Consider the following 19,186-nt stretch of genomic DNA (forward strand, 5'->3'; position numbering starts at 1 on the left):
TTAGCTATAGCAATTATTGATGGCATGGAAGCTAGAAGTTTAAAGGGTGGATATGACCTTGAGCGTCTTATATTTAATTGCGCCTAGCTACTTATCAGATGTTTCGGACAATAACTCAGATGCGATCGCCGACGGTAGGCAGAATGCCATTGCCGGAGAGTGCATTGTAGGCGATCGCTCTTATAAAATAATAAATTGACGAGCGGGATTTTCTCTTCTTCAAGCTTCTTGGAATAAAAATGATGAATCTCAATTAAAGATGAATTTTTGTAAATTATTTTTGAGAAAATTTTAATAGTTAATCGTTCTTAAGTATGTTTTTGATTAGTACAGGGTTGCAGGCTCAATGATATCTGATGTTACGTAAAAAATATGAACTTGATCAAGAATTTAGAATTTTGATTCAGTTAATAGGAGAGATGGATGATTTTATTTTTAAAACGGTGGCTTCATCCTCAACGGCTCTTTGGATATCGTAAATATCAATATAGTCACCAAATACTGCTGGTGTATTAATATCAGTTGATTCTATGGGAGTGCCAGTAAAGCCAATAAATGAGGTATTCGGTAAAGCATTTCTCAAGTGTTTAGCAAAGCCGTAAGCAATATAAGTGTCACTTTCATCTTGACTGGTGATTACTCGCGCTTCTAATCCATATTGGCTACACCCAAAGGTAAACCGTTGATAAATACCACAACATCAGGACGGCGGTCTTTTTTATTTTCAATAACAGTAAATTGATTGACTACCAGCCAGTCGTTATTATCTGGGTTAGTAAAATCAATTAATTGAACTTGGTCATAGACAATTATTTCTGATGTTTGATATTCGACATTTATGCCAACCAGCCACAGTAGCAGCAACAGCTTGAGTAAGAGTGTCACGATTAATAATATGGGTTAGCTCGTGGGCGATAACGCCTTCGAGTTCATCCTCTGGCAATATATTTAGAATACCTTCGGTGACAGCCACAGCAGCGTGTTCTGGATCGCGCCCTGTAGCGAAGGCGTTAGCACCTTGGCTGGGAACGATATAAACTTTAGGCATGGGAATGTTAGCGCGATCGCTCAATCTCTGCACCATCCGATAAAGTCCTGGTGCTTCCCTTTCACTCACGGGTTGCGCCTGGTATACTGCTAGGGCAATTTTATCTGATTGATACCAGGAAAACAGGTTGGTTGCTGCTGCCAAGCCAATCCCGATAATCAAGCCACTATAACCGCCAATTACCCAGTAACTAATTGCAATCAAAAGACCACTTAGTGCAGCTAGCAAAGCAGCCGTTTTCAATTGATTTGTCATATTTTTGCTCTCCTGCTAATGCTGTATAAATTTTCTAGAAAACAGCATTAATATAAGCCACGCTTTGATTGTATCCAGCTAAACTTAGATATATGGTACAGAAAACCTATCAGATAAGTACGGTTTTCCCACTTAACTTTTATCAATGATAATTTAGTTGTTTTTGATACTTTGTTTATTCAAAAATATGCTTATCTTTAATATATAAAAAATGCATCTATCTCTAGCAGTAAATTTGTAAAAGAATTGTTGATGCAGGCGGAACTCCACTCTTAGGAGCGTCACTTTTCAAGACAGGCATCGCTACTGTGTAATTGCTGATAACTCAGCGGAATAAATAGTAAAACTTTTAAAGCAATACAAAAGCAAAAATGGTATTGTTGAATTAATTAAATAGTATTTATGGCGATGGAGCTCGCCAAAACCGCCTTTCCAGTACAGGTTAAATTAATAATTGGAAGGCTGATGGCTCCTACTTTCCTGACTTACTGCGGGAGAGTAGGGCTTGGCTAAATGCATTACCTGACTCCCCTGTAGAAAGTGTAAGTCTACAAATCGCACCTCAAGGAGTCACGGTATGAAACACTTTCGTCAGTCTGAACCGTTTATAGCCTTACCCCACCTAATTAAGTGGTTGCCCATTTCCTTTGTAGTTGGCATTCTTGCTGGAACTGCCTCCGCATCTCTTTTAGCATCATTAGAATGGGCAACTGATTGGCGGGAATCGCATCGATGGATTATCGCTTTGCTTCCTCTTGGTGGCTTCTTGAGTGGCTGGATTTATCATCAATTTGGTCGGACTGTAGAAGCCGGAAATAATCTTTTACTGGAAGAAATTCATAACCCCAAAAAGGTTATTCCTTTTCGTATGGCTCCTCTTGTTTTACTAGGAACAGACCTTACCCATTTTTTTGGTGGTTCAGCCGGTCGTGAAGGTACAGCATTACAAATGGGTGCTTCTCTAGCAGACCAGTTAACTAAAATATTACATTTTCAAGAGGCTAATCGGCGAATTTTGTTAACGGCAGGTATCAGTGGGGGATTCGCTTCAGTTTTCGGTACTCCCCTAGCTGGAACTATATTTGGTTTGGAAGTTTTAGCGATTGGTAAAATTCATTATGATGCTCTTTTGCCTTCTTTAATTGCTGCGATCGTTGGAAATCAAGTAACTTTGTTATTGGGTTTGCATCATACTGCATACCGACACGCTCCCTCGATACCAACGCTGACAATTTGGGGGCTGATTTCTGCCATTATTGCAGGTGCAATTTTTGGAATTGTAGCGAGATTCTTTGCTCAAGTAACTCATAAAATTAGTCACTTCTTTAAAGCCAAGATATCTTATCCTCCAATGCGTCCTTTGATAGGTGGTGCGCTGATAGCAGCAATTGTTGGGTTGAGTGGAACAACCAAGTATATTGGGCTTGGTATCCCTACTATCATTGATTCTTTCTTTACTCAGCTACCTCCTTGGGATTTTGCAGCAAAATTTGGTCTGACTGCTCTAACTCTAGGAGCAGGTTTTAAAGGAGGAGAAGTTACCCCTTTGTTTTTTATTGGTGCAACTTTAGGTAATGCTTTATCGTTACTTTTAGCATTACCTGCACCACTATTAGCAGGAATGGGATTTGTGGGTGTGTTTGCAGGTGCAGCAAATACACCTTTGGCATCTACTTTAATGGGAGTTGAACTATTTGGTCTGGAATCAGGGGTATTTATTGGTATTAGCTGTGTAGTAAGCTATTTATTTTCAGGTCATTCAGGAATTTATACTTCACAACGTATTGGGTTGAGTAAATACTCTGCTGTATATCTAGAAGAAAGGGAAACTTTAGCTAATTATGGACGACCAAAAGTTGAGCCAAAAATTGATTTACCAGATGATAGCGAACAAGGAAGAAGTAATTCTCATGAGTAGTTTTTTGATGCAATTCATGGATAATTTGGAAAGTGCGTAGTTTATTGCCGTAGGCATCGCATAGTCAGAGTAGTCATGTATGTGCGATCGCTATTGTATAAAGGGAAGTAGCCACTCAATCAAAAAGAGAGGAGGAAATCGTACATAAATTTGCTGGGCAAAAGGTGTCTGAAATCGTAAAGTACAAGAAGGGTAGTATAAAACAGGCTCCACTCCCGGAAGAATCGCCCAGTTGGGATGAGTTTTGTGAAATGTTATGGGAAGAGATTGAAGCGGGAGCAGAAGTAAATCAACCGGGTTTTAAAGTTGTTCGCAAGTTATTAAGCGATAAGAGGTTTGACAAATGAAGAATCATGGATTTGGCAAACTAGTTACCTTTCTAAATCAATTAGAACAAGAGAAAATTAGTTATACTTTAGCTCATCATCGGGATGAAACAATTATGGTGAATGTGGCGGTGGCTGGGGAACGATGGGAAGTAGAATTTTTTGAGGATGGTTCGATTGAGGTAGAACGATTTGTTAGTAGTGGAGAGATTAATGGGGAAGAGGTTTTTAGTGAGTTATTTGCTATGTATTCAGAGCTAGAAACTAATTCTGCAAAATTTGCCCAAAATGCTAAGTTGACAACCACGACATGAAGGCGATAGCTCATGCCAAAATTGTGGATAAGTTAATTCAAGGCTATACTATACGATACTGGTATCCACAGCAGTACTGCTGCTGCAGTTTTGTTTTTAATCTAAGAGTGTAGCCACTTCGAGTTTGAAGCAGACAACTAAAAAAATATTTAGAGATAAAATTTATACATGAATAAGCTAAGGCAAATACTCAAAGAGCGAAACTTGTCTCACGCTTCTCTAGCTGAAATGCTCAAAATAACACAAGAGACAATTCAGCTTTGGGAAAAAGGTAAAATGGAAATTCCCTCTGCGGCACTGAAAGACCTCGCAATTATTTTTAATTGCTCAATTGACGAAATTATAGGAGTCTCTAAACAAAAGCGTTCTAGTTATCCTGGCTCATTTTTTGCTAAATCAGATAGAAATATAATTTATCATTTCGGAGGTATAAAATTTAATCTCCAAGGACTTCAAGAAGAACTTGATTATCCAATTGATAAGCAGGCAGCAAAGTCTGTTTATTGGTGTTTACAAAAGCCAGAAGATGAGCCAGTCCATCAGTTTCAGTGGATGGATATTGAGACAATGAATAACTATATAATTTTTGTTAATTTAAAAGCTTTAAAAAGATGTGATTTATATACTGATGCTAAAGAAGAATCTCCTATATTCTACCATCCTGAAATTTATCGAGTATTGACTGATTGGGATATTCTTGATGAGCCAAATGCAACTGTTGAAGATATTGCTGCAACATTTAATATTTCTGAGACTTTAGCTAAGGTAATTCAGTCTATTGAAAAGGAGTTACAAGCAAAATCTGATAATTGTGATTCATGGGAAGAATTTAGCTACCTTAAAGTCTACTGGCTCGATGGAACTCAAACATTTCATTATTTAAATGAAGACCTTTATTCAAACTTAGAAACTTTGCGAAATATTGCTGGAGATCCGAGTATATATCCTGAGGCACATCAAGGTACAAGATTTATACAAGAGTATGATGAGGAAGGTAGCACTATGTTTCTGAATCTTGAACATATAGCACTAATTGAAGTACCTGCTATTAAATTTTGGCAGATAGCTTGCGCGTCTGAACCTGAACTTTTGAATTTGAGAGACATTTCTCCTTATCTCCCTGTCAAAGAGTGACATACTTCCACATAACCTGGTATTTATCTAATTTTTATAGAAATGCGTAGACTAAAGCGGCTTGTTGTAAACATCACACTTTCCACCAGATGGAATGCTAATGCATATTTTACCAAAATTTATAGACCCAAATGTAGGAATAACTATGTACAATTTGTTTATATGCTTTACTGTGAAGTAAGTAAGTTTGCACTTAATTACTTGATCATTTACTAAATCATCGCTTGCAATTCTTCCAAAGCTTGAAAACTTCCTACTTGCCAACTACGTTCCACAGCAGCAGGGATAATCTGAGTAATAGCTATATCCTCAAAATTAGGACTGCTATTAGATTTTATGTATTTCCCATCTTTCAACAAATAAATGGAGAGACTCCCACTATCGTAAACCCATAGTTCTGGAACTCCAATCGCTTGATAAGCATCAAGAGTAGTTTTTGATGTGACATCAATCTCAATCGCTAAATCTGGCGATGGATCATCAGCTTGCAAGCGGCGACGACCAATCATTTGTTGATAATTCTGAATATAAAAGCAAGCATCAGGTTCAACTCCTGCAACACCAAGCCGTTTAAAGGTGGTGGAACCAAAAGGTTGATATCTAATACCTTTAGCCTTCAGCAATATTTTGACAATATCAGAAATTAAATCTTTAGGAATTTCATGTTCTGGTAAAGGAGCCATAATTTCTAAAGTACTCTGGCTGTAGGCAATTCGTGTAGTTCTTTTTTCTCCCAATTCTTCTAAAATAGATTCAAATTCTTCCCAGTTAACATTTGGAATAGTCACTGTGCTACCAGGTGCTAACTGCATCTGGCTAACAGGTTTGAAAATGGGAATAGCAGCAGTCATAACCAAAATATAAGTAAGCTGTATCTCAATAATTATCTATCAGGTTGCGGTGGATAATACAGCCCACCGTAACCTTTAGATTAATAGATTGAGTTTAACAAAAGCGGCAAAAAGCGATCGCTCTACACCTTAAACTTCTCGGTAATCCGTTTCATCGCCTCTTCCACATTCTCCCGGCTGTTAAACGCCGAAATGCGGAAGTAACCTTCACCCGCAGCACCAAAGCCAGAACCAGGTGTCCCGACAACGTTGACAGTTTGCAGCAGCTTATCAAAGAATTCCCAACTAGATAAATTATTAGGAGTTTTCACCCAGACGTAAGGTGCATTCACGCCACCATAAACTGATAATCCGGCGGCTGTGAGTTTCTCGCGGATAATTTTGGCATTCTCTAGATAGAAATTCACCAATCCCTTGATTTGTGCTTGTCCTTCTTCAGAGTAAACCGCTTCGGCTCCCCGTTGGACGATGTAAGAAACGCCGTTAAATTTGGTAGACTGGCGGCGATTCCATAGTTTCCACAGTTCCACATCGGAACCATCGGCGGCTTTTGCTGTGAGTGTCTTCGGGACTACAGTTAACGCGCAACGGGTTCCTGTAAAACCTGCATTCTTGGAGAAAGAACGAAATTCGATCGCAACTTCTCTTGCACCTTCAATTTCATAAATTGAGTGCGGAATCGACGGATCGGTAATGTAAGCTTCGTAGGCTGCATCAAAGAAAATAATCGAGTTATTAGCTTTGGCATAGTCCACCCATGCTTTGAGATATTCTTTGGTAGCAGTTGCGCCAGTGGGGTTATTGGGAAAGCAGAGATAAATTAAATCGACTTTCTTTGAGGGAATCTCAGCAGTAAAGTTGTTATCAGCTGTAATTGGCAGATAGACTAAACCCTCAAATTCGCCTTTATCGTTGGCATCCCCAGTATTTCCCACCATAACGTTAGTGTCTACATACACAGGGTAAACTGGGTCAGTAACGGCAATTAGATTGTCATGACCAAAGATTTCGAGAATGTTGCCTGTGTCGCACTTGGAACCGTCGGAGATAAAGATTTCTGAGGCATCTATCTCGGCTCCCCGTGCTTGGAAATCTTGAGTAGCAATTTTTTCCCGCAACCAAGCGTAGCCTTGCTCTGGGCCATAGCCTTTGAAGGTATTGCGATCGCCCATTTCTTCCACAGCTTTAATCATCGCTGTGCGGCAAGCCTCCGGCAGAGGTTCGGTAACATCGCCAATGCCCAGCCGGATGATTTTAGCATTACTGTTCGCTTCTGCAAAGGCATTCACCCGCCGAGCAATTTCTGGAAACAGATAACCCGCTTTCAACTTCAGGTAGTTGTCGTTAATAGTTGCCATAGTAAATATAAAAAACGCCCTCAAACAGCTTACTGCGTTACGGGGATTGGGGATTGGGGACTGGGGAATGGGAGAATAACTATACTAATGCCCAATGCCCCATGTCCAATTCCCAATTTAGACATTTACTGGTTGTTTATTATCGGCTGATGTGTAACTGTTGCGATCGCTAATTCCGAACTGCGTGATTGATTCTTGTCCTGTAATCAATCTTGCTCCACGATTACGGGTGAAATAGTTCCATGCCCACTGAATCATTACTACTAATTTGTTGTTAAATTCAATTAAGAAGTAGATGTGAATAAATAGCCAAAACAGCCATGCAACGAAACCTTTCAGCTTGATAAAGCCGAAATCGACCACAGCAGAATTGTGCCCAATCATTGCCAAACTACCATAATCGGTATAAGCAAAGGGTGGCAAATTGCTACCTACAAGCCGCTTTTGGACTAGTTCTGCTACATATTCACCTTCTTGCTTCGCTACAGGTGCAACACCAGGTAGCGGTTTACCATTTTGATGAGAAAAATTTGCTAAGTCACCAACTACAAAAATATTCGGATGTCCCTTAATACTCAAGTCAGGTTCAACGATAATCCGTCCAGCGCGATCGCATTCTGCACCTGTGCGTTCTGCTAGGACTTTTCCCATTGCGGAAGCTTTCACACCTGCTGCCCATAATACCGTTTTTGAGGCAATTTCTTTAACTTCATCGCCTTGTTTGAGGGTAACAATATCATTTTCAATATTTGTTACCAATGTTTTTGTCTGCACAACCACACCCAAGCGTCTTAGAGATGCTTCCGCTTCTTGTGATAACTCTGGTGCAAAGGGTGGCAAAATCCGCTCCAAACCTTCTAATAGCAAAATCTTGGCTTCTGATGTGTCGATGTTGCGGAAATCTTCTTTGAGAGTTTGATTTGCCAATTCTGCGATCGCGCCCGCTAACTCTACACCAGTTGGGCCACCACCCACAATTACAAAAGTTAACCAAGCGCGGCGTTTTTCTGGATCGGTTTCTTTTTCTGCGGCTTCAAACGCCGAAAAAATCCGGCTACGCATTTCTATAGCATCTTCTACTGTTTTCAAGCCTGGGGCGAATTCTTCCCAGTTGTCTTTGCCAAAGTAGGAATGCTTCGCACCTGTGGCGACAATTAACGTATCGTAAAGTATTGCTTCGTCGCCCACAATCACTTTTTGTGCTTCTGGATCGATATTATTCACCTCTCCCAGCAGCACTTTCGTATTCTTGCTCCTGCTGAGTACAGAACGCAACGGTGAAGAAATATCAGCGGGAGATAGCGCACCTGTGGCGACTTGATATAAAAGGGGTTGAAATAGATGAAAGTTACGTTTATCAATCAGAGTAACGTTTACTGCCGCTTTGGCCAGTGTTTTTGCTGCATAAAGTCCACCAAAACCACCGCCAACAATAACTACTTTATGGGGTGGATTATTGTCAAGTGAATTTACCATAAGAAATATTATCGTGTACGCCGACTATTGTAACTATTCTTAACAAATTTGTATCAAAATTGTCATCAGATATTTTGTATTGCTCTTTACATTTAAAAAAGTATTAAAGTAATCAAGACTACAGGATAAAGAAAATTTTTAGGTGAAAGGTATAGACAATAAGAGTTTGGAATATTTCAATCCCTCTTTATCTGTGTAGATTTATCAAAGGTAGATGTAGATTTATACAAGTTTAGTCAGAACTAGTTGACTCTGGTGTTTGTGTCAAACGTGGTGAATGAGTTCGCCGCCAACGGCTAAAGCCATAGACAAGAGCAGCAAAAATTAACAAATAGGGACTGTAAACAATTAACCAAATACCCAGCTTGAGTAAGCCAACAGAAAATGCCCTCAAAGAATGGGTAGAGTTGTTCCAAGTTTCCTGAACTTGCAAACCCAAGGCAGGTTGGGGACTGGTGCTAGAAACTGCTGCTTCTAGGTTGAGCGTAATAGTGGAATAAGCAACTTGATTTTGTAAGCTTTTGAGTCGGGCATCAATTTGTTCTATTGTTTGTCGGACATTACTCAGTTCTTGGGCAACACTAAGCACATCTCTAACAGAACCTGCCCGATCCATAATTTTTTGCAAATTGGCTTCAGTTTTTTGCAAATTAGTTAATCTGGCTTGAAAATCCACCAGGCGATCGCCCACATCTTCGGCAGTGATATTACGACTACCGACAGTGCCCAATTTAGCTAGTTGTTCTAGAGTAGGTTCTAGCCGATTCTCTGGTATCCGCAATTGGATTGTTGCTGTGTAACGCGGGTTATCGTTTTTGGGTTGTTGTTGTTTCAACCCGATTAAATCCCCTTGCTGTTGATTGATAATTTGCGAAACGGCATCAATAGTCCGATCTACAGAGTTGACAGTCAAAGAGATTGCTGCCTTTTTGATGAGTTGAGGACGAGAACGCGCTATTGGTGCAGCTTCTGCCTTTTGAGAAATACTGTTTTCACGAGCAGGTGCAGATGCTGGATTTACCGCGTCATTGGCTACAATTTGAGGTGCAGATTGAGGTGCAGACTTATTTGCCGTCTGTTCGGAAGAGGCGCAACTAGTGAAAATCACCCCTCCCAATAACGCACTTATAAATAAAGCAGATGTACGCGGTAATTTAGTCGAAGTATACATAATCTATCCCTAGATGGATGAAGTTAACCCCAGTATTACTGAAGAAAAACTCAAAATCTGGATTGTTGCGATTTATGTAACAGGGATAAAGTTTTGTCCAAAGTCTAATTATTCTTCAATTGATGTTTGTTGCTGAGAGAAACTTGCTAATTCGGATGCTAAAGTCTCTTCTAATACATCTATAATTGCGTGCGGATCAGTAGGGGACTTCATCATTTCAGCCTCCCGGTCAGAGCGATTTTTGACATTAGGAATATCCTGGCGTAATTCCTCAAGCAAATCGATGAGTTTAGCGATTTTCTGCTCAGAGAGCAGGTTAAGTTGAAGACTAAGCTGCGCCCGTTGCTCTGCTAACTTTTCTTGTCGCTCTTGTTTAATCAATACCCCAGCTGTCACCAACAATGAACCCGCAGTCAGTGAAAATTGTAACCAAGGAAATGGAAGAGGATCAAATCTTGGTATGCCCAAACGTCGTGGTAACACATTGGGTGTTACCCACAGAATAATCCCAAGCAGGATGCTATACAGGAATAGAGGACGACCAAAAAAGGCAGTTACCGTTTCTACAAACCGCTGGTGTTGTGGTACGTCTTTTTCAGAACGTCTGTGCAATGCGATGATAGTCTCAATATTTTTACTAATAGATTCCGGTAATGGGGCAGTGGGCAGAATGTTTTGACGACGTGTTTCGCACGATCCTTGCGGTGAATCTTTTGGATTTGGTTTATCTTGGGAGAGCATTGGTAGTCTGACTTGATTAATGATGACTTCAATTTACTAACTCAATTTAAACCGCAATTCAACTCTTATATGCTTAATTAATCAATCAAGTTTGAACTAAAATTGGAGGTAATAAGGTTATAGTGTCTACTGAAACCGTTAACGCAGGTAAGTTTCAAGGTGACATGCCAACCAGGATCGCACTCTCGCTAGGTCGAACATCTTAGAATGCTTTGCCTCTCAAGGAATCACCAGCTTTACTAACCCTATATTAGTGACATTATACTAGGGTAAAACTTCCGAATAATAGTCCTTAATAACGAAGCTTACCTGATGGGAAACACTATTATGACTGTGGGGGACGGTGCTGATGATTTTGGGTAATTTAAGTAAATTATCGCGCAACCTGTCAAATTGACTACTAAATTATTGCGTTGCCGTATACGTCCAGTTTTTTGAATATATTCCCGATTTGAAAATTAGCGATCGCATTAGGAATTTCCAACAAATAAATTATTCAATCTTGTGAGGTGGACACCGCCCATAGCCAAAGGGCGTGTCCACCTTACAAGAAGTAGTTGAGTATTTTTTTATTTGTCAGTCCCTTATTCATAACTTTTACTCAGAGTAACTTTTGGACATTTCTGACGGCTAAAAATTTTCATGCAGTCTGAAACTTATGAATCTAGGTTTTATAACGCTTTGAGCAATATTGTGAGAAATCCGGGTCAGAGTTCATCTGTGGTTACTCAATTTGGGGTACAATCGTAAGCCTGCCAATAAATGACGATGCTTGCTGACAGGAGATGCTTCTATGGCCCGGATGTATTATGACGAAGATGCCAATTTAGACCTTTTGGTTGGAAAAACTATTGCTATTATCGGCTATGGTTCCCAAGGTCATGCCCACGCTCTCAATCTCAAAGATAGTGGTTTGAATGTGATTGTGGGACTATATCCGGGTAGTAAGTCAGTCGCAAAAGCTGAAGCAGCTGGGTTAACTGTGAAGAATGTTGCAGATGCTGCCAATGCTGCTGACTTTATCATGATTTTGTTACCTGATGAAGTTCAAAAAACGATTTACAAAAACGAGATTGAACCCAATCTAGAAGAAGGGAATGTGTTAGCTTTTGCCCACGGCTTCAATATTCACTTTGGGCAAGTTGTACCACCGGCTAATGTAGATGTGGTGATGGTAGCACCAAAAGGGCCGGGGCATTTGGTACGCCGGACTTATGAAAGTGGGGAAGGCGTACCAGCGTTGTTTGCAGTTTATCAAGATGCTAGTGGTCAAGCACGCGATCGCGCCATGTCTTATGCTAAAGGTATTGGTGGTACTCGCGCTGGTGTTCTCGAAACGACTTTCCGTGAAGAAACCGAAACAGATTTATTTGGCGAACAAGCAGTATTGTGCGGTGGTTTGAGTGCTTTAATCAAAGCCGGATTTGAAACTTTGGTAGAAGCTGGTTATCAACCAGAATTGGCTTATTTTGAATGTCTGCATGAAGTTAAGCTGATTGTAGACTTGGTTGTAGAAGGTGGTTTAGCCAAAATGCGCGACAGCATTTCTAACACGGCTGAATATGGCGATTATACCCGTGGCCCGCGGATTGTCACCGAACAAACCAAAGCTGAAATGCAGAAGATTCTCAGCGAAATTCAATCTGGGCAATTTGCGCGGGAATTTGTTTTGGAAAACCAATCTGGTAAACCAGGATTTACCGCCATGCGTCGCAAAGAAGCTGAACACAAAATTGAGGAAGTTGGTAAAGATTTACGCGCTATGTTTAGCTGGTTGAAAAAGGCTTAAGCACTGAAGTTGTGCCTTTACTAGTCTAAACATAACAATGGCTTAGACTTCTTGTAAAAGTCGGGAAAAGGTTAAGGGGGAAAGGTGAAAATAATAAAATTTTCCCTTACCCTTTAATTACAAATTACGAATTACTTTAACCGTTTTCCGACCTCTTGCAAAATTGATTTTTGCAAGAGACTCAATGCACAGACAAATGCATTACCAAACATCATCTGCTTTAGGTTTTGAGATAATCTGCAATATACTCTCCATAAGTATCACGCAACATTTGTTCCCGGAATTTGAATCCTAATGTTTTCTCACGACAAGATAGAGATCCGCACAAGCAACGGTGGACAGAAATTGATTCATATTCTGAGAAATGCCTAACCCGCTGTGAGTATCCCACCGTTTGTCTTTTTTCGATTGAGCAGATTTTAGATGAGGATTTTTACGGGCTGTAGACGATTGCTCCTTGTCATATTGCTTTACATCTAGATGGATAGACAGCTTGACCAAAAGGTTCTACAATCTGACTGATTGTGGTAAATTTACCTATTGCCCAATCCATATAAACATAGTAAAGATTTTCTAGTGATTCCGTTTGATAGCGGAAGCACTAAATTAATATAGGAAGGTCTTTGATTAAAGGGCAGCAAACAAATGGATGTAAAGCTGATTCTAGCTGGATTAACAGTTATATTTACGCTTTCGTGCTTATTTTTTGGCACGAAGAATGGATTCTATGATTCAGATAACTATCATGGCAATGGCTCCGCACATTGAGATAAATCTGTAGACGCTCGATCGACTTCCCGGAGGGTGAGTTGGCTAAGAGCGCTCAAAACTTGTAAAGGGAAAAGAAACCAGAGGCAAACTCCTTGAATTAAGCTAATGCGCTTATATATTGCACAAACTCCGTATAGATCGTCATTAGTCATTAGTCATTAGTCATTTGTATTTCTAAGGACAAAGAACTTTTGACAAAGGACAACCCTGACTAGTTAATGTGCAATTTTCTTTGCGTAACAGCTTACTAGTTTGATAGCTTCTCGTTAGCCCACCTTTCCGAACAGTGCGGGTTCGGTGCAGGCGTCCTCCCCAATCAAAAATCCGTCCGTATTCTCAGGGTGTAGGGGCGCACGATAAAACTTACCCCTAAGTCACAAAAGCAAAATTTGTGTAACTTTTGGCTTTTGAGATATGTCCATGATGATGAGGTTTGAGGGGAGGAGAGCATGAGGGATAATCTATCGGCATCCTCTCGCGTAGATGCTGCAGAAGCGGGTAGTGAATTAGAATGTTTGCCCTATAGTGTCCAGCATGACAATGAGGGCGTGTGTTTATTGGTGAAAATGGGGCCACACCGCATTCTCTTAGACTGTGGTTTGGAGGATATTTCATCGCTGGCTAAGGGGCTTACTAAGTCGGTACGTGGAAGTAGTTCGCCCCTACCAGCAGATTTAGTTTTGATTAGTCATGCCCACCCAGATCACGCTAAAGGCTTACTGGCGCTGCATGAAGCTTTTCCAAAGTTACCTATTTATGGTAGTGAGGTAACTAGCAAGTTACTACCACTGAACTGGGTAGATGAAGACCCGAAAAAAATTTCCCAATTTTGTCATGCCTTGCCATTGCGATCGCCTGTGGAATTCCAAGATGGTTTGGTGGCAGAATTATTTCCCGCAGGGCATTTACCAGGAGCAGTAGCAATTCTCCTCACCTACACCACCCAGCAACGGACTTACAAGCTACTGTATACAGGGGACTTTTTCTTATCGAACTCTCGACTAGTAGAAGGTTTGCGTTTAGAGGAACTGCGGGGCTTAGACTTGGATGTCCTAATCATTGAAGGTAGTTATGGCACATCCCGTCATCCCCATCGCCGCAACCAAGAAAATCAATTAGCCGAGCGAATTAATCGAGCGATCGCTGACCATTGTTCTGTAATCCTTCCCACCCCGGCTTTAGGATTAGGTCAAGAATTATTAATGCTTTTGCGATCGCATCACCACTTCACCGGACGAGATTTAGATATCTGGGTAGATGGTACTGTCGCTACTGGGTGTGATGCATATCTTGAACTGCTACCCCATCTCCCCCCATCGGTGCAGAACTTCGCCCGCCATCAACCCTTGTTTTGGGATGAACGGGTACGTCCCCGCGTGCGTCGTCTACAACCAGAACATCGTCCCAGTGTAGGTAAGTCACCTTGTATTGTCCTCACCGACTCGACATCTGATTTAGGCGAACACTGCCAATTAGACACCGGGCCTTGGCTGATTCTCCTACCAGAAAAAATTGATATAAAAGTTAACAAAGAATATTTAGCACCCACCACTCTTGAAACTTATCTCTTAGCTCAACATAGCGATGGCCCTGGTACTACGCAGCTAATTCATAATTTGCGACCCCAGCACGTGATTTTTGTCCACGGTTCCCCTGCCTACTTGGCAGACCTGACTAGCTTAGAGGAGTTGCAAAACCGCTACCACGTACATTCCCCGGCGGCTGATACCTTAGTAGAACTGCCCATCGGCGACACATTTTTACAACCGGCAGCACCAGAGACTAACTATGAAGGCGAACTGACAGAGTTAGGAACAGTAATCACAATCACCCTACCCAATGTGATTACTGCCGATCAGCGTTGGCGACAATTTGCCGATACTGGTTTAATCGAAGCTCGTTGGCAAGGGGAAGAATTAGTATTAAGGGGATTGTCTCAACGAGAACTGCTCAACCAAAACAGCGATCGCTATACATGGGCAGATGTAGACTGTTGTGGTACTTGCCGACATCAAAGGGGGCAGCGGTGTTGGAACCCAGCTTCCCCGTTGTATAACTTTAAAGTAACTCTCGAAGGTTACTGTCCTGCTTTTGAAGGTTTATCTAGTCCTGAGTCCTGAGTTCTGAGTCCTGAGTTAGGATTTATTACTCAGCACTCGATACTCAGCACTCAGCACTGATTATTTATTCTGGATTCGAGTCAGTGTAACGGTTGTGAATGCGCTCTGCTTCGGGACAATCTTCAGTCATCAGAGGTTCTACATTACCGCGTGGTACTGAAGCCAATTTTTGCGTTACAGCACCAATGCTCTCGAGGCGAACCATTTCTTCCCAAGAACAAACTTCGTCCTCTTCTTCTGTTTCATAGCGTAGGGTCACTAAATCTCCCTCTATGTCTATGATGCGGGCGCGTTCAATCCAGCGTTGCTGGTCCCGCAAGAAAACACATACCTCGCGCCCATCGCAACACAGTTGATAAATCTTGCGGTGTAGCATGTACTGTTTCTGCCTTTTTAAACAACGTAGTTAAACCTGTCAAAATCTGGGTTCTACCCCATTACATTACACCTTTAAGAGGTTAATTTCACTGTTCAGAACAAGTACGCTTCATCACCCAATCCCAAGATTTGCTTCTAGTTGTCAAAATATCAGGATAATATTGGGTCATAAATCAGATGCTCTAACAATAAACTCAATCTCCCTCCGGCTTATTCTAGGGAATGTCTACTTCTATAGAAGTCAAACAATTCGGTACCTGTCCTAACCAGGTTTATATTTGTTGGTGAGTCATTCTTGCCATTATGTAATAAAGAATACTCGAAAACAATCGTTGATTGCGGTTGTTTAACTTGCCTACTTTTAATCATTGGCATTATTGGGAAGTCCGGGGACTTGGCTTTACTTTTACCCACTTGTATCTGATCTTAACTCATTCTCTTGCTGACCTTGATGCTTTTCAACAACAACACCCAAATAGTTTTGAGTTTTTCAGGTTTTTGCCTAAAAAAAGGCAACAGCGTAAGGGAAGAGGTAGAGGGAAAAGACCATGAGAAAATTCTACTCCAGAAGTCTCAAGAGGATTTATATGGTAAAGGAAATTCTATAAGCACGTTCGATGAGGATGCTTCTCGTTTAATTTTTCCGGCGCGAACTGCATCGTATAGGGCTGCAAGGTCTGGCAAATCCTCTGACTGATAGCATTTAGTGGCTAGCACCTGCTGGAGTAAACCCTCAGATTCAACACTAAGATATCCAGTTTGGAAAGCAGATGCAATAATTGTGCGAATCATCTTGATTAGGGCAGAGTGAGCAAATTATTAGGTCTAGTGTGGAACATTTTCCTCTTTTGCTAATTGATATGAAACATTAATACTGTGTGATTAGTATTACGCTCAATTAGTGATTTACATCACAAGATGATTTTTCGATACTCTAATATACACAGATAAAATAACACAGGAATTTTCAGCACCAATGTTGAAAAGCTGATACCTTAACAAAATTAAAATACAACAATTTTTTCAAAAAGTATCGACAAAATAGAATCAAACATCAGCAATCAAGCAAAAAACTGGCGGAAATCTTCATCTTTTTGACTTAATTGCACCCAGTCTAAGTTTAAAGACTGGAATTTTTGCACCAAGCGATCGCAAGCCGGACGTTCGGTAGCGTAATGTCCAGCATCGATTAAAATGAGATTGCGATCGCGGCTTTCTTGAAACTGATGGAATTTACAATCAGAAGTCAGATAAGCTTGCGCACCTGTTTTGGCGACGGCTGAAATGTAACTAGCCCCCGAACCACCCAAAACAGCAACTCGTGAAATTGTTTGCTGTAAATCAGCAGTTGGAGAAAAAATCAAATTAGGGGGAGAAAGTCGGGTTTGAATGATTGCGAGTAATTCCTGTAATGTCAGAAATGGCTCTAGTAAACCAACACGACCATATCCTAATCCTGCTTGTGTAACTTCTATGGGAGTAACTTCTTTGAGTTCTAAAATCTGAGCTAACACGTCAGCAGTCCCATCTTGCACTTGGTCAAAATTCGTGTGAGCAGTGTAAATACCAATATTGTGGGTAAAGGCTAACCGTACCATTTCGGCGATCGCTTCACCAGTGCGTAAAGATTTAAGAGGATTAAAAATCAAGGGGTGATGGGCGAATATCAGATTAGCATTTTCTGCGATCGCTTCCTGCATCACTGCCAAAGTCGGTGTCAAACACACCAAAACTCGTGTTTTTTCCTGCAAAATACCTGGCTCAATTTGCCAGCCACAATTATCCCAGCTTTCACACCAAGCGGGATTCGCCCATGCTTCAAACCAAGTAATTAAATCAGCAATTTTCATAATTATTTTCTTCAGCAATTTTTAATTGCTAATCAGCGTTTCTGTGGTTGAATATTTAATTTTAATGCTAATTGCTGGCGCATTTCCTGAAAAGGTTTGTTCCATACAGGGCTAGCATTCCAGTTCCATACTGCTACTGGAATTAGTTGCTCCTCAGCAAGATAAGTTAAGAGACGGTATTCATCTTCTGGTTCACGAGAAAAGGTGAAGGGGTTGCGGTAGCCCGTATCACACAGTTTATAAGATACGATCTGACCATGATTAATACGTTGTAAAAGTTCCTTACCTTTGGCGAGCAAATAATCCAAAAATAACAGACTAAAAGGCTCTATATGTGCGCGTTTTTGTGGCTCTTTTTGTACCCATCTTGCCCAGTCAAATCCATATATAAAATCATGAACATAACGGAAGCGTATTTCTGTTTTATTTCCGAACATCTCTGTTAGACAAACCATTTTTTCACCAAAAACCTTTAAGAAAGGAATAGCGCCCTCATCTGCGTTTAAAGCCTGCCGAAGCATACTACTTACCAGAAAATCAAAATCCCAGAAGATGTTTTCTGGGAAATTTTGCAACTGAGTACGGACTATGTTTTCGATAGTTGCTTGAATGGTTGTAATAATTTGAATGTCGGTGTTTTGTTCTGCAATCAAATTTTCTAATTCTGCAAAGCTGGTAATTAATGTTTTTTGGGGATTAAGTGACAATAAATTAACAGACTGCTGGGCAAGTATTTCATCAATAACTTGAAAAGTATGAGTTGGTGTTAGTTTTTGCTTCATAGTAATAGAAGTAGCCCAGACAGCTTACACAAAATATTAGTGTATATCGGCATAAGTAGATTATTTAATAATCACAAATAAACTTAACTTTTTGGTTTACAAATTTACATGAACTTTTGCTTGTGTATCTAGTTAGTTTTTAGCTCAATAATTTTGATAAAATTATCACAACCAAATTTATTTAATCCATCTCAATCAGCGCAAGTTTAAGAGATTATACCCAAAATGTAGGCGTATAACCAGAGTATTTAAACTCTACAAAACTGCACTTCAAATAAAACTTGAGAATCTGCTATCCAGATATGTGAACAACCAATTCTCTGGAATGACTGCGTTGGCGGTGTTCCCAAATATAAATTCCCTGCCAAGTTCCCAGTACCAAGTGACCGCGATTAATGGGGATATGTTCAGAAGTGTGAGTGAGTGCAGTACGGATGTGTGCCGGCATATCATCGGAACCTTCGGCATCATGAATGTATTTGCCTGATTCTGGCACAAGTTTTGCCATAAAGTTAGCTAAATCTACAAGTACATCAGGATCAGCATTTTCTTGGATTACTAAACTAGCTGAAGTGTGGCGCAAAAATAAAGTACAAAGGCCAGTTTCTACTGCCGATTCTGCAACTATAGCTTCAATTTTTGCGGTGATGTTTTGAAAAGATTTGCCAGTAGTAGAAATTCTGAGTAACTTTTGGTAGTGAGTCATGTGGAATACTGAAATTAAGGTATTATAAACATATTAAACAAATTGTTCTTGCGATCGCCTCCGGTAGTCGAGTACGCCATTGCATTCTGGCACTACGAAAACAGCGTCAATTGCCTACTATCCTTTAATGACAGCACTGTACTGAATGTGATTGACTTTAGTCTAAAGTCCAGTATAATTAATATCTACCTATAAGAT

20 protein-coding genes, 1 pseudogene and 1 riboswitch are annotated in these 19,186 nt (G+C 40.5%); of the genes and pseudogenes, 7 read left to right on the forward strand and 14 right to left on the reverse strand.

Features of this window, described 5'->3' with window-relative positions; genetic code table 11:
* The first annotated feature begins 52 nt into the window (after window positions 1–52).
* Window positions 53–199, forward strand: a complete 147-nt coding sequence (locus V7K41_RS18445) for a hypothetical protein (protein ID WP_334850438.1) — start codon at window positions 53–55, stop codon at window positions 197–199.
* Between the two features lie 204 nt (window positions 200–403).
* Here V7K41_RS18445 and V7K41_RS18450 read toward each other — a convergent pair whose 3' ends face one another.
* The 3 genes and pseudogenes from V7K41_RS18450 to V7K41_RS18460 all read right to left on the reverse strand — a co-directional run.
* Window positions 404–583 carry a hypothetical protein gene (locus V7K41_RS18450; RefSeq protein WP_334850439.1) on the reverse strand — a complete coding sequence of 60 codons (180 nt, stop codon included), beginning with the start codon at window positions 581–583 and terminating at the stop codon, window positions 404–406.
* A 65-nt stretch (window positions 584–648) separates the two neighbouring features.
* A complete protein-coding gene (locus tag V7K41_RS18455) occupies window positions 649–885 on the reverse strand; it encodes a type I restriction endonuclease (RefSeq protein ID WP_334850441.1) in 237 nt (78 codons plus the stop codon).
* Window positions 845–1,303: pseudogene (locus V7K41_RS18460) on the reverse strand (M48 family metalloprotease); the annotation flags it as partial. The gene V7K41_RS18455 and the pseudogene V7K41_RS18460, both read right to left, overlap by 41 nt.
* A gap of 395 nt (window positions 1,304–1,698) precedes the next feature.
* Window positions 1,699–1,785: riboswitch (Fluoride riboswitch) on the forward strand.
* Window positions 1,786–1,880: 95 nt separating this feature from the next.
* Here V7K41_RS18460 and V7K41_RS18465 point away from each other — a divergent pair.
* The 4 genes from V7K41_RS18465 to V7K41_RS18480 all read left to right on the forward strand — a co-directional run bounded on the left by V7K41_RS18465 (window position 1,881) and on the right by V7K41_RS18480 (window position 4,995).
* Window positions 1,881–3,221: a voltage-gated chloride channel family protein gene (locus V7K41_RS18465; protein WP_334850443.1), complete on the forward strand. Its 1,341-nt coding sequence runs from the start codon at window positions 1,881–1,883 to the stop codon at window positions 3,219–3,221.
* A 164-nt stretch (window positions 3,222–3,385) separates the two neighbouring features.
* Window positions 3,386–3,568 (forward strand): hypothetical protein, encoded by a 183-nt coding sequence (locus V7K41_RS18470; RefSeq protein WP_334850445.1) that lies wholly within the window; start codon window positions 3,386–3,388, stop codon window positions 3,566–3,568.
* A complete protein-coding gene (locus V7K41_RS18475) occupies window positions 3,565–3,861 on the forward strand; it encodes a hypothetical protein (RefSeq protein ID WP_334850447.1) in 297 nt (98 codons plus the stop codon). The genes V7K41_RS18470 and V7K41_RS18475 overlap by 4 nt, the downstream gene beginning before the upstream one ends.
* Window positions 3,862–4,029: 168 nt before the next feature.
* A complete protein-coding gene (locus V7K41_RS18480; protein WP_334850448.1) occupies window positions 4,030–4,995 on the forward strand; it encodes a helix-turn-helix transcriptional regulator in 966 nt (321 codons plus the stop codon).
* A gap of 212 nt (window positions 4,996–5,207) precedes the next feature.
* Here V7K41_RS18480 and V7K41_RS18485 read toward each other — a convergent pair whose 3' ends face one another.
* The 5 genes from V7K41_RS18485 to V7K41_RS18505 all read right to left on the reverse strand — a co-directional run bounded on the left by V7K41_RS18485 (window position 5,208) and on the right by V7K41_RS18505 (window position 10,592).
* A complete protein-coding gene (locus V7K41_RS18485; protein WP_334850450.1) occupies window positions 5,208–5,846 on the reverse strand; it encodes a Uma2 family endonuclease in 639 nt (212 codons plus the stop codon).
* A 122-nt stretch (window positions 5,847–5,968) separates the two neighbouring features.
* Window positions 5,969–7,204 (reverse strand): LL-diaminopimelate aminotransferase, encoded by a 1,236-nt coding sequence (locus tag V7K41_RS18490; protein WP_334850452.1) that lies wholly within the window; start codon window positions 7,202–7,204, stop codon window positions 5,969–5,971.
* Between the two features lie 117 nt (window positions 7,205–7,321).
* Window positions 7,322–8,680, reverse strand: coding sequence for an NAD(P)/FAD-dependent oxidoreductase (locus tag V7K41_RS18495; RefSeq protein ID WP_334850454.1), 1,359 nt, complete (start codon window positions 8,678–8,680; stop codon window positions 7,322–7,324).
* Window positions 8,681–8,912: 232 nt separating this feature from the next.
* The gene (locus V7K41_RS18500; protein WP_334850456.1) at window positions 8,913–9,851 is read right to left on the reverse strand and encodes a DUF4349 domain-containing protein; all 939 of its coding nucleotides are present in this window, start codon (window positions 9,849–9,851) and stop codon (window positions 8,913–8,915) included.
* Window positions 9,852–9,959: 108 nt separating this feature from the next.
* A complete protein-coding gene (locus tag V7K41_RS18505; protein WP_334850458.1) occupies window positions 9,960–10,592 on the reverse strand; it encodes a DUF1003 domain-containing protein in 633 nt (210 codons plus the stop codon).
* Between the two features lie 793 nt (window positions 10,593–11,385).
* On the opposite strand from V7K41_RS18505, the gene ilvC reads away from it, so the two are divergent.
* On the forward strand, window positions 11,386–12,381 hold the full coding sequence (ilvC, locus tag V7K41_RS18510) for a ketol-acid reductoisomerase (RefSeq protein ID WP_334850459.1): 996 nt from the start codon (window positions 11,386–11,388) through the stop codon (window positions 12,379–12,381).
* A gap of 743 nt (window positions 12,382–13,124) precedes the next feature.
* Here the strand turns inward: ilvC and V7K41_RS18515 are convergent.
* Window positions 13,125–13,304, reverse strand: coding sequence for a hypothetical protein (locus V7K41_RS18515; RefSeq protein ID WP_334850461.1), 180 nt, complete (start codon window positions 13,302–13,304; stop codon window positions 13,125–13,127).
* A gap of 297 nt (window positions 13,305–13,601) precedes the next feature.
* Here V7K41_RS18515 and V7K41_RS18520 point away from each other — a divergent pair, with 297 nt between their 5' ends.
* A complete protein-coding gene (locus V7K41_RS18520; protein WP_334850462.1) occupies window positions 13,602–15,272 on the forward strand; it encodes an MBL fold metallo-hydrolase in 1,671 nt (556 codons plus the stop codon).
* 64 nt (window positions 15,273–15,336) lie between these two features.
* Here V7K41_RS18520 and V7K41_RS18525 read toward each other — a convergent pair whose 3' ends face one another.
* The 5 genes from V7K41_RS18525 to V7K41_RS18545 form a co-directional block, all read right to left on the reverse strand.
* Window positions 15,337–15,648: a DUF6679 family protein gene (locus V7K41_RS18525; RefSeq protein WP_012408115.1), complete on the reverse strand. Its 312-nt coding sequence runs from the start codon at window positions 15,646–15,648 to the stop codon at window positions 15,337–15,339.
* 575 nt (window positions 15,649–16,223) lie between these two features.
* Window positions 16,224–16,442 carry a hypothetical protein gene (locus V7K41_RS18530; RefSeq protein WP_292872416.1) on the reverse strand — a complete coding sequence of 73 codons (219 nt, stop codon included), beginning with the start codon at window positions 16,440–16,442 and terminating at the stop codon, window positions 16,224–16,226.
* A 269-nt stretch (window positions 16,443–16,711) separates the two neighbouring features.
* Entirely contained in the window at window positions 16,712–17,500 is a 789-nt protein-coding gene (locus tag V7K41_RS18535; protein ID WP_334850465.1) for a Nif3-like dinuclear metal center hexameric protein, read from the reverse strand.
* A gap of 32 nt (window positions 17,501–17,532) precedes the next feature.
* Window positions 17,533–18,282, reverse strand: coding sequence for a hypothetical protein (locus tag V7K41_RS18540; RefSeq protein WP_334850467.1), 750 nt, complete (start codon window positions 18,280–18,282; stop codon window positions 17,533–17,535).
* Between the two features lie 292 nt (window positions 18,283–18,574).
* Window positions 18,575–18,988, reverse strand: a complete 414-nt coding sequence (locus tag V7K41_RS18545; protein WP_334850469.1) for a secondary thiamine-phosphate synthase enzyme YjbQ — start codon at window positions 18,986–18,988, stop codon at window positions 18,575–18,577.
* Between the last annotated feature and the right edge of the window lie 198 nt (window positions 18,989–19,186).

It is taken from the genome of Nostoc sp., from assembly GCF_036917415.1.
Taxonomy (GTDB): domain Bacteria; phylum Cyanobacteriota; class Cyanobacteriia; order Cyanobacteriales; family Nostocaceae; genus Nostoc.

Bases quoted from the DNA above. Each gene is read 5' to 3' on its own strand.
- V7K41_RS18445 (WP_334850438.1), top strand. From the start codon at position 53: ATGACCTTGAGCGTCTTATATTTAATTGCGCCTAGCTACTTATCAGAT.
- V7K41_RS18465 (WP_334850443.1), top strand. From the start codon at position 1,881: ATGAAACACTTTCGTCAGTCTGAACCGTTTATAGCCTTACCCCACCTA.
- V7K41_RS18475 (WP_334850447.1), top strand. From the start codon at position 3,565: ATGAAGAATCATGGATTTGGCAAACTAGTTACCTTTCTAAATCAATTA.
- V7K41_RS18480 (WP_334850448.1), top strand. From the start codon at position 4,030: ATGAATAAGCTAAGGCAAATACTCAAAGAGCGAAACTTGTCTCACGCT.
- V7K41_RS18485 (WP_334850450.1), bottom strand. From the start codon at position 5,846: ATGACTGCTGCTATTCCCATTTTCAAACCTGTTAGCCAGATGCAGTTA.
- V7K41_RS18490 (WP_334850452.1), bottom strand. From the start codon at position 7,204: ATGGCAACTATTAACGACAACTACCTGAAGTTGAAAGCGGGTTATCTG.
- V7K41_RS18495 (WP_334850454.1), bottom strand. From the start codon at position 8,680: ATGGTAAATTCACTTGACAATAATCCACCCCATAAAGTAGTTATTGTT.
- V7K41_RS18500 (WP_334850456.1), bottom strand. From the start codon at position 9,851: ATGTATACTTCGACTAAATTACCGCGTACATCTGCTTTATTTATAAGT.
- V7K41_RS18505 (WP_334850458.1), bottom strand. From the start codon at position 10,592: ATGCTCTCCCAAGATAAACCAAATCCAAAAGATTCACCGCAAGGATCG.
- ilvC (WP_334850459.1), top strand. From the start codon at position 11,386: ATGGCCCGGATGTATTATGACGAAGATGCCAATTTAGACCTTTTGGTT.
- V7K41_RS18515 (WP_334850461.1), bottom strand. From the start codon at position 13,304: ATGACTAATGACGATCTATACGGAGTTTGTGCAATATATAAGCGCATT.
- V7K41_RS18520 (WP_334850462.1), top strand. From the start codon at position 13,602: ATGAGGGATAATCTATCGGCATCCTCTCGCGTAGATGCTGCAGAAGCG.
- V7K41_RS18525 (WP_012408115.1), bottom strand. From the start codon at position 15,648: ATGCTACACCGCAAGATTTATCAACTGTGTTGCGATGGGCGCGAGGTA.
- V7K41_RS18530 (WP_292872416.1), bottom strand. From the start codon at position 16,442: ATGATTCGCACAATTATTGCATCTGCTTTCCAAACTGGATATCTTAGT.
- V7K41_RS18535 (WP_334850465.1), bottom strand. From the start codon at position 17,500: ATGAAAATTGCTGATTTAATTACTTGGTTTGAAGCATGGGCGAATCCC.
- V7K41_RS18540 (WP_334850467.1), bottom strand. From the start codon at position 18,282: ATGAAGCAAAAACTAACACCAACTCATACTTTTCAAGTTATTGATGAA.
- V7K41_RS18545 (WP_334850469.1), bottom strand. From the start codon at position 18,988: ATGACTCACTACCAAAAGTTACTCAGAATTTCTACTACTGGCAAATCT.